A 15758-nucleotide genomic window follows, 5' to 3' on the forward strand; every position below is an offset into this window, starting at 1 on the left:
ATGCCGTCATCCGGTAAGAATGACCGAGACGTCTCCGTTCCTGTGTAAGCCTATGTTCATCGTTACGACTGATTGCAACGGGAGTGCAAGCTTTGCTTGCGCTTGCAGGCGAAGCCTGCACTCCAACGCTCGGCAACTTCCTTGACAATCCTTTGTGCTGATTCCCAGACTGGAGATTTAGGAACCGGAGCAAGATGTGTATAACGATGAGCGCTATAGCTTGGGAATCCGCGTAGACACAAATCAACCGTGTTGACATCATCCCACCTGCACCAGCTCGGCAGACGGCGCAGAACCCGCCGTAGCCAATGCAGCCATGTCGTCCATCGACAGCACATGCTGGATGTTCAGGATGATCACGAACTTGCCGTTGATTTTGCCCATGCCGGCAATAAAGTCGGCGCGGATGTTGGTGCCGAAAGTCGGGGCCGGTTCGATCTCGTCGGCCGGAATCTCCAGCACTGCGTTGACAGCATCCACCATCACCCCGATATTCTGGGTTTCCTCTCCCATCATTACTTCGATAATGATGATGCAGTTGCGCCGACCTATCGCAGTGGGCTGCTTGCCGAAACGGGCGCTCAGGTCGATCACCGGCACCACCGCTCCCCTCAGGTTAATGACGCCGCGGATGAAATCCGGCATCCTCGGCACTTCGGTCAGTTGGCCGTATTGGATGATCTCCTTGATGCGCAGGATGCCGATAGCATAGGTTTCACCGCTCAACATAAAGGTGAGATATTGCTGTTGTTCCTCAAGCGCCTGACTGTCGGCCGTGGCCGACAAGGTTTGTGCCGTTTGTGTGATTGCCTTCATGCCCGCCCCCTAGAATCTTACGAATTCGGCTTCGTTAGGCGCCTGTTTTGCGATCACTGCTTTTTTAATCGCAGGCTTGAAAGGCTTGACATTGGGCGCCTTAAATAGCGCACCGGCACTATCGCCCACGGTAAAGAACGCCATCAGCTCCTGTAGTTGCGCCGCTTGTCCGCTCATCTCTTCCGAGGTGGCGGCCAACTCTTCCGATGAACTGGCATTCTGCTGGGTGATCTGGTTGAGCTGATCCATCGCGGTATTGATTTGGCCGACACCTGCCGACTGCTCTTCAGAGGCCGCGGCAATTTCCTGCACCAGGTCGGAGGTTTTCTTGATCGAAGGCACGATAGTATCCAGCAGCTTACCGGCACTTTCGGCCATATCGACACTGCTTTCCGCAAGCTCACCGATTTCCTGGGCGGCTATTTGGCTGCGTTCCGCCAGTTTGCGCACTTCGGCGGCGACTACCGCAAAGCCCCTGCCGTGTTCACCGGCCCGGGCGGCTTCAATCGCCGCGTTCAAGGCCAGCAAATTGGTTTGGTAGGCGATGTCGTCGATGATGCCGATTTTTCCGGCGATGCTCTTCATCGCGCCCACGGTTTCTCTTACCGCTTCGCCGCCTTGCACCGCTTCGCCACTGGCTTGGGTCGCCATGCCGTCGGTGACTTTGGCGTTTTCGGTGTTCTGGTTGATCGACGCCGACATCTGTTCGACCGAAGCGCTGGTTTCTTCAACCGATGCGGCCTGCTCGCTGGTTGCATGGCTCATGTTTTGGGCGGTGGCGCTGACTTCCTCGCTGGCTCCGGCGATGTTGGAGGCGGCAGCGTTGACTTCGCCGATGACTTGCGACAGTTTGGCGATGGTGTTGTTGACGGTGTCCTTGAAGTCTTTGAGCTGGCCTTTGTAGTCGCCGTTGACGGTTTGGGTCAGGTTGCCCTGCTCCATTTCTTTCAGCACTTCAACCGCTTCGTTGACGGGGTCGATCACGCCGTCCAGGGTGTCGTTGATGCCTTGAACCAGTTTGCGGAAGTCGCCTTGGTATTTGCTTGCATCGGCACGGGTATCAAGCGCGCCCTCGGCTGCGGCCTTGACCAGGACGTCGGTGTCGGCCAACAAGCCTTTCAGGGTGTCGCTCATGTTTTTCATTGCGGCAAATACGCTGGCGGTGTCGCCGGGTTTCAGGTGGATTTGGCTAGAAAGGTCGCCGACTGCGATTTTATTGGCAATATCTGCGGCCTCATCCGGTTCGCCGCCCAACTGGTTCATCAAGTTGCGGGTAATAAAAAAGCCCATTACCGCAGTCATCAAGAATGCAGTTACGGCAATCGCCGCCGATTGGATCAAGGCCTTGCGTTTGATCTCAACGGCATCGTCGACGCTCTTCCGGGCAAGATCAATGTTGTATTTCACCTGTGCATCCAGTGCATCTTGCAGCACTCTTCCGGTAGCGGTGAGTCCATTCAAGGCATCCTTCGCTTGGTCTTTCTTATTGGCGCGAGATAGCGCCAACACCGGCTCGATGCCCGGCTCGTAAGCGGCCAAGGCTGCCTTGTTTGCATTGAATAAACGCCGGTCCTCGGCATCTGTAATGGTCGGCTCATACTCTTTCAACGCTGCCGCTAAGGCAGTGCGCGATGCATCAAGCTCTTTTTCATACGAAGCAATTTTAGTAGCGTCCGAATTGAGTACGTGCCGATACAACCGAACTCGCACTTGCCCGAAGTTTTTTACTGCCTTGTCTACAGCAATCAAAGCCGGAACGCTGTTTTCGCTGGCGAAATTAGCTGCCGTGAATACTCGTTCTATCTGGGAATAACTAAAAACAGTTAGCCCGGCTAAACCGAATAAAGCCGTACAAACCAACAATGCCATCTTTTTTGTTACAGTCATTTAATTTAATTTACCTCGTTTCTACGCAACGCATAAAAACCCAAAAAAAGTCGCTCGGCGCGCCCTACAATTACTCCGCCTACACCAAATCGGCAACCGGAACCGCCGATGAAGAACGCATCGAAACTGAGCAGGACGGGAGTTGCACCCCGTCCCCATCGTTTTTTCTCATTCCCACGGAGCCCGTGGGAATGCGAGCGACCCCGTCCGGCTCCAAGAACCGGCGTAAGCTAGACCTTACGCTAGTTCCCAAGCTCCTGCTTGGGAACTAGCGCAAACCCTTTGCGCTGATTCCCAGACTGGAGATTTAGGAACCGGCTCAAGATGAGTATAACGATAAGCGCTGAAGCTTGGGAACCCGCGTAGACACAAATCAACCGTGTTGACATCACCCCGCCTGCACCAGCTCGGCAGACGGCGCAGAACCCGCCGTAGCCAATGCAGCCATGTCGTCCATCGACAGCACATGCTGGATGTTCAGGATGATCACGAACTTGCCGTTGATTTTGCCCATGCCGGCAATAAAGTCGGCGCGGATGTTGGTGCCGAACGTGGGCGCCGGTTCGATCTCGCTAGCCGGAATCTCCATCACCGCGTTGACCGCATCCACCATCACCCCGACACTCTGGGTTTCAGCCCCTAGCGCCACTTCGATGATGATGATGCAGTTGCGCCGCCCAATCGCCGTGGGCTGTTTGCCGAAACGCGCGCTCAGGTCGATCACCGGCACCACCGCCCCTCTCAGGTTGATAACCCCGCGGATAAAATCCGGCATCCGCGGCACTTCGGTCAGTTGGCCGTATTGGATGATCTCCTTGATGCGCAGGATGCTGATCGCGTAAGTTTCACCGCTCAACATAAAGGTCAGGTATTGCTGCTGTTCCTCAAGTCCCTGACTTCCGTCCATAGCCGGGAGCGCCTGTGCTGCTTGTACGATTGCATTCATGTCCGTCTCCTAAAACCTGACGAATTCGACTTCGTTAGTCGCCCGTTTTGCCGCCGCCGTTTTTTTAACCGCCGGTTTGGAAGACTTGTCAGTGAAAGACGCCGATGTAGCGCCGCCGCCACTCACGGTAAAGAACGCGATCAGTTCCTGTAGTTGCGCGGCCTGTCCGCTCATCTCTTCCGAGGTGGCGGCCAACTCTTCCGACGAGCTGGCGTTCTGCTGGGTGATTTGGTTGAGCTGATCCATCGCCGTATTGATTTGACCTACGCCTGCCGACTGTTCTTCGGAGGCCGCAGCGATTTCCTGCACCAAGTCGGAGGTTTTCTTGATTGATGGCACGATGGTATCCAGCAGCTTACCGGCGCTTTCGGCCATATCGACGCTGCTTTCGGCCAGTTCGCCGATTTCCTGCGCGGCGATCTGGCTGCGTTCGGCTAATTTCCGCACTTCGGCGGCGACCACCGCAAAGCCCCGGCCGTGCTCGCCCGCCCGTGCCGCTTCAATCGCCGCGTTCAAGGCCAGCAAATTGGTTTGGTAGGCGATGTCGTCGATGATACCGATTTTTCCGGCGATGCTCTTCATCGCGCTGACCGTCTCTTTAACCGCTTCGCCGCCTTGCACCGCTTCACCGCTGGCTTGGGCCGCCATGCCGTCGGTGACTTTGGCGTTTTCGGTGTTCTGGTTGATCGACGCCGACATCTGTTCGACGGAAGCGCTGGTTTCTTCAACCGATGCGGCCTGCTCGCTGGTTGCCTGGCTCATGCTCTGGGCGGTGGCGCTGACTTCCTCGCTGGCCCCGGCGATGTTGGAGGCGGCAGCGTTGACTTCGCCGATGACTTGCGACAGTTTGGCGATGGTGTTGTTGACGGTGTCCTTGAAGTCCTTGAGCTGGCCTTTGTAGTCGCCGTTGACGGTTTGGGTCAGGTTGCCTTGTTCCATCTCCTTGAGGACGTCGACCGCTTCGTTGACAGGATTAACCACGCCGTCCAGCGTGTCGTTGATGCCTTGCACCAGCTTACGGAAGTCGCCTTGGTATTTGTTGGCATCGGCACGGGCGTCGAGCTCGCCTTCTGCCGCCGCCCTGACCAGGACGTCTGTGTCTGTCAGCAAGCCTTTCAGGGTGTCGCTCATGTTTTTCATCGCAGCGAGCAATTGGCCGGTTTCATCCGTACTGGCAACCTGAATATTCGATGTCAGGTCGCCCTCGGCGATTTTTTGGGCGACATCCCTCGCCATGTTCAGCGGTAGCGTGATGGAGCGGGTCACCCAAAAAGCGATACCTATCCCCAAAACGATGGCTATTCCGCCCAGCGTGAACATCAAGTTGCGCGACTCGATATAAGCCTCCGCTGCATCCTTGGCATCATCTTTGTTATTCTCCGCCTGACGCTCCAGGTTTTCATCAAGAGCCTCCTGCCATTTAGCCACCAGTGGCGCAGCCGTGCCCATCAGCAAATGCACAGCTTCTGCATCTTTGTTCTCAAGCGCCAATTCGAGGACCTTGTTGTTCACATCACGGGCTGCTGCCGCCCCTTCCTCGATAGCTTTGCGAATCGCCTTGCCTTTTTCACTGGCCGGGGTCTTTTCCAGATCGTCCCAAGCCTTGTTATAGGCGGCTCGCGCCTTATCCATCTTCGCCTTTTCCACCTGCATGGCAGCCTGATCATCCAACAAAGTGATGGTACGTAAAATACGTGAAACAATGTGGACATTTTCGGACATGGTATTACTTAACGCGGTTTTATAGGCGTTTTCGTTAACGATTTGATCCATCTTGTCATTCTGAGACGACATGGCACTGATGCCGCTGTAAATCACGGTAATCATTAACAGCAACACCACGCCAAAACCTAATCCGAGACGCATCCCGACTTTCATATTTTTAAACATTTTTATTCCTCTTATGGATTTTCAAAATTTACCGCTATTTTTCACCGCAGCAGGGTGTCGCCAAAGCCGTTCGCTTCGATGCCGTCCTCCAACGAAATGGCGCGGGCATAAAAGATCGGCGCCGACCATTACGCCCCAATCGGAATTAAACGCGTACTTGGCAAGAAACGGCACGGGATCGCGCTGTTGCTCGGAGCCGCCGGCACTATGCATCCCGCCCAATTCGATTTCCGGCATACCCGGTACCGGCAAAACCGCCGGATTGGAAACGGTTGACCGGTAAGGCGTGACTTGCGGTTCTTCCGCTCCGGCAACACCTGTCGCCATGAACAGCCCGGCAACGGCTAAAAATCGATTTGTCATGACAGATCGCCGTACAGTCTTGCCCGGAATGGGCTCCTCTCGTGCCGCAGGAGCAATGCGCCCATCATTCCGACACCCCGGCGTGGGCGCGATAAGCTCATCGCCTACAAAGTAATAAGTCATCTCAGTTTATCTCTCCAAATTCAGTCATGTAAGCAACGCTTATTCTCGAGCGGGACGGGGGTTGCAAACCCCGTCCCGCCCCAGTCCTGGGAACGCAGAGCCCCAGCTCGGCTTTTAATTTTCAACTTTCTGATTGTTTCGCGCCAAGCTAGGGCTTGGCGTTCCCGGAACTAATGCATTACCACGCCGGAGCGTGTGAACGGTACGACCTCCCCCGCCTCCCTTTCATGTTCTATCTGACCCATCAACCCCGGCACATCAACAATCAGCGCGACCTCTCCACTACCCAAAATAGTAAATCCGCCGATGCTCTTTTCGCTGCTGAACAACTTGCCCAGCGGTTTGATCACGGTTTGGAATTCGCCCATCAGTTTGTCCACGACCAAGCCGGCTTTGTGCTCGCCGTAGCGCACTACGACGACGTTCTCGCGCTGCACCATGTCGCCGTCTATGACAAAGTGGTCACGCAAACGTCGATACGGCAGCACTTCGCCGCGCAGGTTCAGGTATTGGCCATCCCCTTCGTCGCTGGCCCAGGCGTTTAATTCGACGCATTCGACCACCATATCCAGCGGGATGACGTAAGATGCGTTGCCGACGCCGACCATGAAGCCGTCGATGATGGCCAGGGTCAGCGGCAGGCGGATACGGATGGTGCTGCCCTGGCCTTCGATGCTGTCCAGGTCGACGCTGCCGCGCAGGGCCTGGATGTTGCGTTTCACCACGTCCATGCCGACGCCCCGGCCGGACAGGTTGCTGACCGCATCGGCGGTGGAGAAGCCGGCTTCGAAGATCAGGTTGTAGATTTCTTTGTCGCTCAGGTTTGCGCCCTCGGCGACCAAGCCGCGTTCGATGGCTTTGTTGAGGATTTTTTCTTTGTTCAGGCCGCCGCCGTCGTCGCTGACTTCGATCACGATGCTGCCCGCGTCGTGGTAGGCGTTGAGTCTGAGGGTGCCTTTGGCGGACTTGCCTCTGGCAAGACGCAGTTCGGCGGCTTCGATGCCGTGGTCCATGGAGTTGCGCACCAGGTGGGTCAGCGGGTCGCCGATTTTTTCGACGACGGTTTTGTCGAGTTCGGTATCCCCGCCGCTGATCACCAGGTCGATGTCTTTGCCCAGTTCTTTGCTGACGTCGCGCACCACGCGGGTGAAGCGGTTGAAGGTGCCGCCGATCTGCACCATGCGCAACGCCAGTGCCGAATCGCGCACGTCTTCGACCAGCCTGGACAGCGTGGCGGTAGATTCCATCAGCTCGGCCATGCCCGCGCGCCGGGCGATCAGGTTGGTGCCGGCTCCGGCGATGATCAGTTCGCCGACCAAGTTGATCAGTTCGTCGAGTTTTTCGGCATCGACGCGGATCAGGCTGGCTTCGCTTTTTTTGTTGTCTTTGACCTGTTGTTGTTTTGCCAGTGCGGCTTCGACCACCGGCGAGCTGACCATCTGCTGTTCGACCAGCACTTCGCCGATCGGCCGTTGCGGGGCGTCGCCGTGCTGGGATTGAAGGCGCAGGATGTTGTCCAGCTCTTCCGGAGTTAAGGTACCGCACTTGACCAGGATTTCGCCGAGGCGCATTTCCTGTTCCGGCAATTCCTGAATCAGGCGCTGGTATTCGGAGGCTTTGCTGCGCGGCGGCAGGATGCGGATGAAGCAGTCGCTGCGGACGAAGTTGAAGAGGCTGTCGATGGCGAGTTTGTCGGCATCGCTGCTGAAGCTGATTTCAAAGCCCAGGTAGCAGGATTCCGGGTCCATCTGTGCGGCGGCCGGGATGGCGTCGATGACGGTCACCAGTTCTTCGATGCTGCCCAGCGAGGCCAGGCAGCGTACGAACGAAAACGGGTCCATGCCGTTCCTGAACACCTCGGGGCCAAAGCGTAACGATAGGTGCCACAGGTCGGTGCCGACCACGGCGTCGCTGTGTTCGCGCTCGACGTTGGCGGTCTGGATGACGGGCATTTCGCCGGAGTTGTCCGAGCTTCCCGAGTTGCCCGGTTGCTCCGCCGGGGTCTCGCCCAGATAGGCTTCCAGCCGGGCTATCAAGGTTTTACCGTGGTTGTCGGTTGCTTCGGCCGGGTGGCTGCCTTCGGCAACATGGCCGATCAATTCTTTCAAATGGTCGTGCGCTTCGATGAATAAGGCCGCCAATACCGAAGTCATTGCTACCTCGCCGCTACGCACCCGGTCCAGCACGCTTTCCGCGGCATGGGTGAATTCGACGACGGGGTCGAGGCCGAACATGCCCGCCGAGCCTTTGATAGTATGCGCGGCCCGAAAGATGGCGTTGATGATTTCCGGGTCTTGTTCGGCCTGTTCTACGATGAGCAGGGCTTCTTCCATTTGTTCGAGCAGTTCTTTGCATTCGACAACAAAGGTTTGTAGATATTCGTCTGGGATCATGTCGAGTTACCGGGTTATAGGGGCTTGCGGACGATCAGCAGCGGATCGCCGAAAAATCCGGCCAGGCCGGACAAATCCAGCAGATCCAGTACCACCGGGCTGTGGCCGGTGAAGCTGAGGGCTTTGCCGGACACTGCCGCCTGCTGTTTGATCATCACCAGCAGTTGCAATCCGGCGGCATCGATTTCGCCCACTTCGGATAAGTCCAGCTCCAGCTCTTCGGCCTCCGCCAGTCCTGTAAGCAATTGGTCTTTCAATTCCAGGGCGGTATAGATGGTCAGTTCGCCGGTTATGGCGATGCGGCCGGGCTGCTGTTTTTTGTTTTTCACGTTCGCCATCGATGGCTCCTGTTGTTTATGCTGAAAAAATCGTAACTACTCACTCTCGCAGGTTCCCGCCCCCTGTTTTGAACTCCAAAGCAAGCTTTGGTCGCTCTACAATTCGAGCGGGACGGGGTTTGCAACCCCGTCCGGCAGTAGGTTCATCCTATTCATCTGCGTTATCCGCGTTCCATTTTTTCTGGTTCTTAACGGCTGAGTCGTTATGCTGTTTTTAGGTTTACGCCTGGATAAGCTGCGAAACCGCAGCCAGCAGTTGCGCGGGCTGAAAGGGCTTGACGATCCAGGCTTTGACGCCGGCCGCTTTGCCTTCGTTCATTTTGTCTTCCTGGGTTTCGGTGGTCAGCATGATGATCGGGGTGAATTTGTAGGCGGGCAGTTGTTTGGCCTTTTTGACGAAGGTGAGGCCGTCCATGTTGGGCATGTTCACGTCGCTGATGATCAGGTGTATTTTGGTGCCGTCCAGTTTGCTCAAGGCGTCCTGGCCGTCGCTGGCCAGGACCACGTCGTAGCCTTCGCGGGTCAGGGTGCTGTTCATCACTTGCCTGACGGAGGCGGAGTCTTCTACAAATAATATTGTTTTGGCCATGTTGTGTTCCTCAAAAAAATGTAATGTTGGTTTGCGGGGTCTTGATCTCGGCCTTCGCGCCATCGTGGGCGGTAAGCTGTTCTTCCATGGTGTAGGTCATGGCCAGTTCTTCCAGCCATTGCTCTACATTGACTGAGCGGGGCGTCCCCTCGTCGCTTTGTTCGTTGTTAAGTGCGTTCAGATGCTGTTCGAGTTTGTTCAAGTCGTCGCAGACCAGCGCCAGTATCTGGCTGACCCGGTCCTGAAACTGCAGGGCGACAAATACGTCGGATATTTCGTAGTTGATGGCGTTGTTTTCGGTGCGCAGCAGTTCTTCGGAGTCGGACAATCCGGACGCGGCCCGGCTGAAGCGTCTCAATACCGAGGCGATGATCTGCTCGGCGTTGTTCAGGGTCTGTTCGTCTTGTTTGGCGAATTTCCGGGAGATGGTTAGGGTGTCTTCAATCGCTTCGCTGACCGAGTCGATGGTCTCGGTAATCTTTTTGCCGACATCGCCGGACGAGCGCGATAATTTCCGCACTTCGTCGGCCACCACGGAAAAGCCGCGCCCGGCATCGCCGGCCCGTGCCGACTGGATGGCGGCGTTCAGCGCCAGCAGGTTGGTCTGGGCGGCAATGCTGCTGACTTCCGAGGCCATTTTGCCCAGTTGTTCGGTAAAGCCGGACAAGCCCTCGATGGCGTGCAGCAGTTTTTCCTTTTCTTCCAGCGAGGCGCCCAGCGCTTGGGTGATGCTGCCCAACTCCAGCTGGCTGTCCCGCAACAGCTCAACGATGCCGCCCGTCGATCCGTTATCGCCGCCGACGGTGTTTTGGGACGCCATAACGGCGGCATCGAGACGCTTTGACAGGGCGTCGAAACGCTGCGCCAGATCGGCGATGGAGTCTTCGGTATGCACGCGGGCCATCTGGACCTGGCTTGACCAGATCGGCAGCACTTTTTGGCAGAGCGAGTCCAGTCCATTGATGCCGTGTTCCTGTTGTTCATCGCCGCTCGGCTGCTGGTCGAGATGGTTGAGCAAGGCATCGAAACGCTGCGCCAAACCGGTAATCTGCGCTTCGACCGATAAAGACATAGTCTCGGCTGGCTTAGTTTCTTCCTGCCCGCCGAGACGTTTGGGTAATGCGTCGAAACGGTGCGCCAGATCGGTGATTAAGGTCTTGAGATGCTTGCGCTCCGCCTCGACTTGATGGGCACCGGCCTGCAAAACGGCTTCATGATGCGCATCCTGCAAGGCTTTGATGGTTTCCTCGTTTTTCTGTTGCAATCCTTCAATTAAACCCTGTTCGATAGCCTGCAACGACATCCGATAGCGGTTCCTGTTCCAGAAATACAATCCGGCAGTCACAACGCTCAAGACGGCCGCCATGACCAAGCCAATCAGTGCAAAGCCGCTGGAAATGACGATGCCTAATACGCCGGCCAGGCCGGATACCCATAATGGAAACGCCGACCAATCGTCATTCCGATTAATTTTTATCGGTTCTTTCATATTGCAATTTTCTCAGTGATCCTTGATTAACAATGTTCATTTATGAGCGGTCGATACAACCGCCGCCAGTCGGAAATCTTGAGAAAAATTCTAGCACCCCTATCGGGTCTGCCAATCCGGCTTAGCTATCCAATGGATAGCTAAGCCTGAACTTATCAGGCTTAGCCCACAATCGGCGCGTCCCGAATTTGAATAGGAATTGCCCTACAATAATGACAGAGAGCCTTATAGGAAATGGACTACATTGAAGCAATAATTTGCACAGCGAAGCGTTGGGCAGTGAACCCGGAACTTACGCTTTACTTTCAGGCACAGCCCAAGCAGGCCGCTGCAGTGGGCGCATGGATTCGAAACGCCGGATGCCCCCTGTAAGCTTGCTCATTCCTGCGGATGGATTTGCTTCACGCTCTAATGTGCCCGGCTTCCCAGCAGGAATAACGGACTTTATGTCGCCGTGAAACAGCTTGCTAATCGGATCGATTAAACATTTTCTTCGATGGTTACCGGGGAGTTTTTTAACGCTGCCAGGCGCTGATTACAATGTGTGTAATGACCACAAGAAACTGCGGTTTTTTTGCTTCTCCAGGATTTCCTCGATACGCCCAATACAGCCGCCGCAATGACTGCCAACCTGTAGTTGTTCAGACAGCTTTTCTATTGAATCGTAACCGTCTCTAATGGCCTTTTTTATTTCTGACTTGGAAACATCAAAACATAGACAAATGCACATGGTAATTCCTGACGAGTAAGGATTATTAACCGGACGATGCCAGTGCCATGCTTTAGCAAGGGGCAGGAAAAACAGAACAGGGGGATTCGAACCCACTACATGCAATCATGTGCAGATCCATTAAACCCTGTTCGATTTGCCCGAACACTTATCGCCCAAAACCTAAAGCGTTCCCGGTTGAACCGGTCGATTTAGGCGCGTTTAATTTGAACGATAGCGTCGGCAGTCGCAATCGGCGGATACCGAATTTGAATAAGGATTGGCCTACATTGAAACGCCTCAATGCTTATCAGGAATGGACTACAATAAGATGATTTTTATAGCTAGAATGGCGCGCTACGCCGTGTAAAACCCGTACGTGTAGCGCAAAAAGTTCCAGGTCTTGGCATTTTGCATTTTGCATTTTTGCATTTTTGCATTTTTGCATTTTTGCATTTTTGCATTTTTGCATTTTTGCATTTTTGCATTTTTGCATTTTTGCATTTTTGCATTTTTGCATTTTTGCATTTTTGCATTTTTGCATTTTTGCATTTTTGCATTTTTGCATTTTTGAACACAATAATGTGCTCCTTCCGGCTGTCAAGCACACTTACATTTTATTGTCCCAGCCCAGGAGGATAAGCAGGCTTTTTTGCCAACCGTTTCACGGTTAAACATCGGTTGAACAAACCGCCTTTGGGAAACTGGGCCGATTTTTTATTGTGATATACTTTTGACCAAGAATTTACAACGGAAAAGTTCATGCAATTTGAATGGGACGAAAATAAAAATAAGCTAAATCAACAAAAGCACGGTGTCGCTTTTGAAGATGCAAAAACGTCTTCGATGATCCACTGCAAATCTCGAAATTAGATCACAAATTTAGCTATTTTGAAGAAAGATGGATAACCATTGGGGCAACTCAAAATGCACACATTTTGGTTGTTGCTAATTTGTTTTTTACTGATGATGGCGAAGAAATAATCAGAATTATCTCAGCACGATATGCGAATCCAAAAGAGAGGGCAAATTATGAAAAATGTTGAACAAAGAGCTGAATTTGATGATTATGAACTAGAAGATAATTATGATTTTAGCGATGGCATTCGGGGGCGTTTTTACAAACCCAAAAAAATTCGCACGACGCTACAATTGGATAACGATATTTTGTTGTTTTTAAAAAAACAAGCGAGTGAAAAACACATCAAATATCAGGTATTGGTAAATAGCTTGCTTAGGGATTATATGAGTGAAGTTATTAAATGATAGAAAAAATGTAACTACTCAGCAGCAAAAATAAAACGCCACAGATTCACATATTATAAAAATGACTCTTTTTATTACTTCTGAATATTTCATAAAGTTAATATGTGAATCTGTGGCAACAAAATTTATACCGTCATACCATGGGCGATGGTGTATTTCATGAGTTTGACATCGCTGTCGATATGCATTTTTTGCATTAAACGCGCCTTGTGGGTACTGACGGTCTTGCTGCTGATGTCGAGTTCCAAAGCAATTTCGCAGACCTTTTTGCCTTTAGCCAGCATGCGCAGGATGACCAGTTCCCGGCCGGACAATAGTTCATGCAGAACCAGCGGCGCAGCAGTGCTGACTTCAAAAGCGATTTTTTCGGCAATATCGGCCGCGATGTATCGCCCCCCGGAAGCGACCTTGCGTATCGCCTCCAGCAGATTCTTTGGCGAGCTGTCCTTGGTGATGTAGCCGGAAGCGCCTGCTTTGAGCTTGCGTTTGGCGATCTGCGGTTCATTGTGCATACTCAACACCAGAATCGGCGGACTACTTGGACGCTCCCTGATTTTCGTTATCAGCTCTACGCCATGAATACCGGGAATGGTAATGTCGAGCAAAACCAAGTCAACCGTTTCATTTTGCAGCATTGTTAACGCTTCTTCGCCGTTACCGGCCTCCGCGCTGACCGCAATATCGCCTTCACCCTCGAAAAGCTGTTTAAGCCCTTCGCGCATCAGCGCATGATCGTCGACGATCAATAACCGTATCATAATTGTTTGCTCCATCTGTTTTTCTTGTTTATAAAAAATGCCTAAGGAACGTGCATGAAATTAGACCTTCCAGGTTTTAAAAACCTGGAAGGTCTGCCTATCGGCCTGTTTCCTACCTACATTATCCAATTTCGCCGGAAACGCCACCTCGCGCTACGCGCTTGGATGGTCTTATTCCGGCCTACGCCCGGCTCTTGGCCTTTAGCTTTTATTCAATCGGTATGCACAATTTCAATACCGTACCGCCCGCTTTCGCGTTCTCAATATCCATAGTCCCTTTCAATATCAGCGCGCGTTCGCGCATGCCGACAATACCGAAGGAATTGGGCTTGTCGACACGGTCTGGATCAAAACCCTTGCCGTTATCGCGCACTTCCACTTCGCAGCTATCCGCTGTACTGCATAAGGTAATATCGACGCGATCCGCCCCGGAGTGACGCAGTACATTGGTCAGCGATTCCTGAACGATGCGGAATACCATCATTGCCCGGTCTTCATCAAGGGAAATTTCGTCGACAGGCAAATGTAAATCGCAAACAATGCCGGTGCTTTCGGCATATTCCTGCACCAACCATTCCAGGGCATAAACGATTCCGGCGCTCAACACCGCAGGTCGCAGGCGGGTGGCAAGGTTGCGTACCATCAGGATAGCTTGATCTATGGTGCCGACCATTTTATGGGTCTTATCGCGCAAATCGGCGTTAGCGTCGCCAAAGCGGAAATCGAGAGTGGTGACGTTAAGCCGCAGCACGTTAAGCAGTTGGCCCAACTCGTCGTGAATTTCACGGGCGATGCGTTTTCGCTCTTCTTCGCGGGCCTCTTCGCGCTTGGCGGTCAGCGTGCGCAACTGGGCACGCGACTCTTCCAATCGCCGTTCGGTCGCCTTGAGTTCGGTAATGTTGTGGCCGATGACCAGCGCGCCGATGACTTGCCGCTCTTCGTCGTATTCCGCCACCGCATGCATGTCATGACTGACCAGGTTGCCGTCCGGATCATGCCATTCAAGCAGGATACGATCCGGCTCTCCGCTCGCCATCACGCGATTAAGGCGAGCCATATATTCATCGGACGACATCAGCGGTTTCCAAATCTCGCTCGGCTTCTTGTTCCATGCCGTTTCCAGCGGGATCCCGGTTTGACGCTCGTAGGCCGGGTTGATATAGATACGACGACAGTCCCGGTCGTAACGCAGGATCATACCCGGCGAATTTTCCGCCAGCGTGCGAAATTCCAGTTCGCTTTTGCGCAGCATGGCCTCCATGCGCTTGATGCCGGTAACGTCGTGACTGATCGAAAGTACGCTCACTGCGCGGTTATCCTTGTCGAATTCCGGCACCAGAAACATGATGCGGTAAACCGGCTTACCCTCTGGATCAACCATTTCCGTCAGCAGTTCGTCCGTTTCGCCCGAATCCATCGCCTGCTGTAAACGCGCGATATACTCCTCGGCGGAAGGCAATGCCAGCCACCAGCAGTCCTGCGGCGTCTTGCCCAGTGCATCGACCGCCTCTATGCCCGCCGCTCTCATGTAAGCCCGGTTGAAGTAAATCCGCCGGTATTCCCGGTCATAACGCACGATCACGTCAGGAGAATTTTCAGCCAGGGTACGAAATTCGCGCTCGCGTAACGCCAGCGCCTCTTCCGTCCGTTTGCGCTCGTCGATTTCCTCGTGCAGCAAGCGGTTACTGATGCTCAGTTCGGCGGTACGCTGCATAACCCGCTGTTCCAGTTCTGCCTGATGCTGTTGCAATTGCGCGTTCTGTACTTGCAGTTGGCGTTGCATGGTTTTCAAGTTGAGATGCGTGCCCACCCGCGCGATGACTTCATCTATCTGCATGGGTTTGGTAATGTAATCGACGCCGCCTACTTTGAAGCCGGTGATTTTATGTTCGGTCTCCGCAAGGGCCGTCATAAAAATCACCGGTATCTCGGCCGTGTCGGCATTAGCCTTTAAGTGACGGCAGACTTCAAAGCCGTCCATCCCCGGCATCATCACATCCAGCAGGATTAAATCCGGCTTTACGAAGGCGGCGCGTTGCAGGCCTTCCATGCCGTCCTGGGCAACCACCAACCGGTAGCCGCGGCTCTCCAGGCTTTCCACGACAACGCCCAGGTTGGTCGGGGTATCGTCGACAATTAAAATGGTGGGGTTATTGAGTAACGCTTCATTGCTCACAGGTATATCCATAAA

The 15758-nt window shown here is 53.7% G+C and carries 15 protein-coding genes; 2 read left to right on the plus strand and 13 right to left on the minus strand.

Going from position 1 to position 15758, the window contains the following annotated elements; translation table 11 throughout:
* Positions 1-258: 258 nt before the first annotated feature.
* The 11 genes from METTU_RS08200 to METTU_RS23135 form a co-directional block, all read right to left on the minus strand.
* Positions 259-816: a chemotaxis protein CheW gene (locus METTU_RS08200; RefSeq protein ID WP_006890879.1), complete on the minus strand. Its 558-nt coding sequence runs from the start codon at positions 814-816 to the stop codon at positions 259-261.
* Positions 817-825: 9 nt separating this feature from the next.
* The gene (locus METTU_RS08205) at positions 826-2703 is read right to left on the minus strand and encodes a HAMP domain-containing methyl-accepting chemotaxis protein (RefSeq protein WP_081466888.1); all 1878 of its coding nucleotides are present in this window, start codon (positions 2701-2703) and stop codon (positions 826-828) included.
* Between the two features lie 388 nt (positions 2704-3091).
* The gene (locus METTU_RS08215; RefSeq protein WP_006890883.1) at positions 3092-3649 is read right to left on the minus strand and encodes a chemotaxis protein CheW; all 558 of its coding nucleotides are present in this window, start codon (positions 3647-3649) and stop codon (positions 3092-3094) included.
* A 9-nt stretch (positions 3650-3658) separates the two neighbouring features.
* Entirely contained in the window at positions 3659-5539 is a 1881-nt protein-coding gene (locus METTU_RS08220; protein WP_006890884.1) for a HAMP domain-containing methyl-accepting chemotaxis protein, read from the minus strand.
* A 21-nt stretch (positions 5540-5560) separates the two neighbouring features.
* Positions 5561-5902: a hypothetical protein gene (locus tag METTU_RS08225; protein ID WP_040579711.1), complete on the minus strand. Its 342-nt coding sequence runs from the start codon at positions 5900-5902 to the stop codon at positions 5561-5563.
* A 293-nt stretch (positions 5903-6195) separates the two neighbouring features.
* On the minus strand, positions 6196-8418 hold the full coding sequence (locus tag METTU_RS08230) for a chemotaxis protein CheA (RefSeq protein WP_006890887.1): 2223 nt from the start codon (positions 8416-8418) through the stop codon (positions 6196-6198).
* Positions 8419-8432: 14 nt separating this feature from the next.
* Complete coding sequence (locus METTU_RS08235) at positions 8433-8756, minus strand: STAS domain-containing protein (protein WP_006890888.1); 324 nt, start codon at positions 8754-8756, stop codon at positions 8433-8435.
* A gap of 220 nt (positions 8757-8976) precedes the next feature.
* The gene (locus METTU_RS08240; protein ID WP_006890889.1) at positions 8977-9345 is read right to left on the minus strand and encodes a response regulator; all 369 of its coding nucleotides are present in this window, start codon (positions 9343-9345) and stop codon (positions 8977-8979) included.
* 10 nt (positions 9346-9355) lie between these two features.
* Positions 9356-10834: a methyl-accepting chemotaxis protein gene (locus METTU_RS21705; RefSeq protein ID WP_006890891.1), complete on the minus strand. Its 1479-nt coding sequence runs from the start codon at positions 10832-10834 to the stop codon at positions 9356-9358.
* A 535-nt stretch (positions 10835-11369) separates the two neighbouring features.
* Positions 11370-11564 carry a (2Fe-2S)-binding protein gene (locus tag METTU_RS08250; RefSeq protein WP_006890892.1) on the minus strand — a complete coding sequence of 65 codons (195 nt, stop codon included), beginning with the start codon at positions 11562-11564 and terminating at the stop codon, positions 11370-11372.
* Positions 11565-11887: 323 nt separating this feature from the next.
* A complete protein-coding gene (locus METTU_RS23135; RefSeq protein WP_150107760.1) occupies positions 11888-12121 on the minus strand; it encodes a hypothetical protein in 234 nt (77 codons plus the stop codon).
* Between the two features lie 282 nt (positions 12122-12403).
* On the opposite strand from METTU_RS23135, the gene METTU_RS08260 reads away from it, so the two are divergent.
* Both METTU_RS08260 and METTU_RS08265 read left to right on the plus strand, forming a co-directional pair.
* Positions 12404-12589: a BrnT family toxin gene (locus METTU_RS08260; RefSeq protein WP_367301502.1), complete on the plus strand. Its 186-nt coding sequence runs from the start codon at positions 12404-12406 to the stop codon at positions 12587-12589.
* The gene (locus METTU_RS08265) at positions 12576-12809 is read left to right on the plus strand and encodes a BrnA antitoxin family protein (RefSeq protein WP_006890895.1); all 234 of its coding nucleotides are present in this window, start codon (positions 12576-12578) and stop codon (positions 12807-12809) included. Before METTU_RS08260 ends, METTU_RS08265 begins: the two co-directional genes overlap by 14 nt.
* A gap of 125 nt (positions 12810-12934) precedes the next feature.
* On the opposite strand, the gene METTU_RS08270 is transcribed toward METTU_RS08265, so the two are convergent.
* Complete coding sequence (locus tag METTU_RS08270; protein ID WP_006890896.1) at positions 12935-13567, minus strand: response regulator; 633 nt, start codon at positions 13565-13567, stop codon at positions 12935-12937.
* Between the two features lie 208 nt (positions 13568-13775).
* Positions 13776-15743, minus strand: a complete 1968-nt coding sequence (locus METTU_RS08275) for a hybrid sensor histidine kinase/response regulator (RefSeq protein ID WP_169624868.1) — start codon at positions 15741-15743, stop codon at positions 13776-13778.
* Positions 15744-15758 lie beyond the last annotated feature (15 nt).

Origin of the sequence: Methylobacter tundripaludum SV96 (genome assembly GCF_000190755.2) — a bacterium.
Lineage (GTDB): Bacteria > Pseudomonadota > Gammaproteobacteria > Methylococcales > Methylomonadaceae > Methylobacter_A > Methylobacter_A tundripaludum.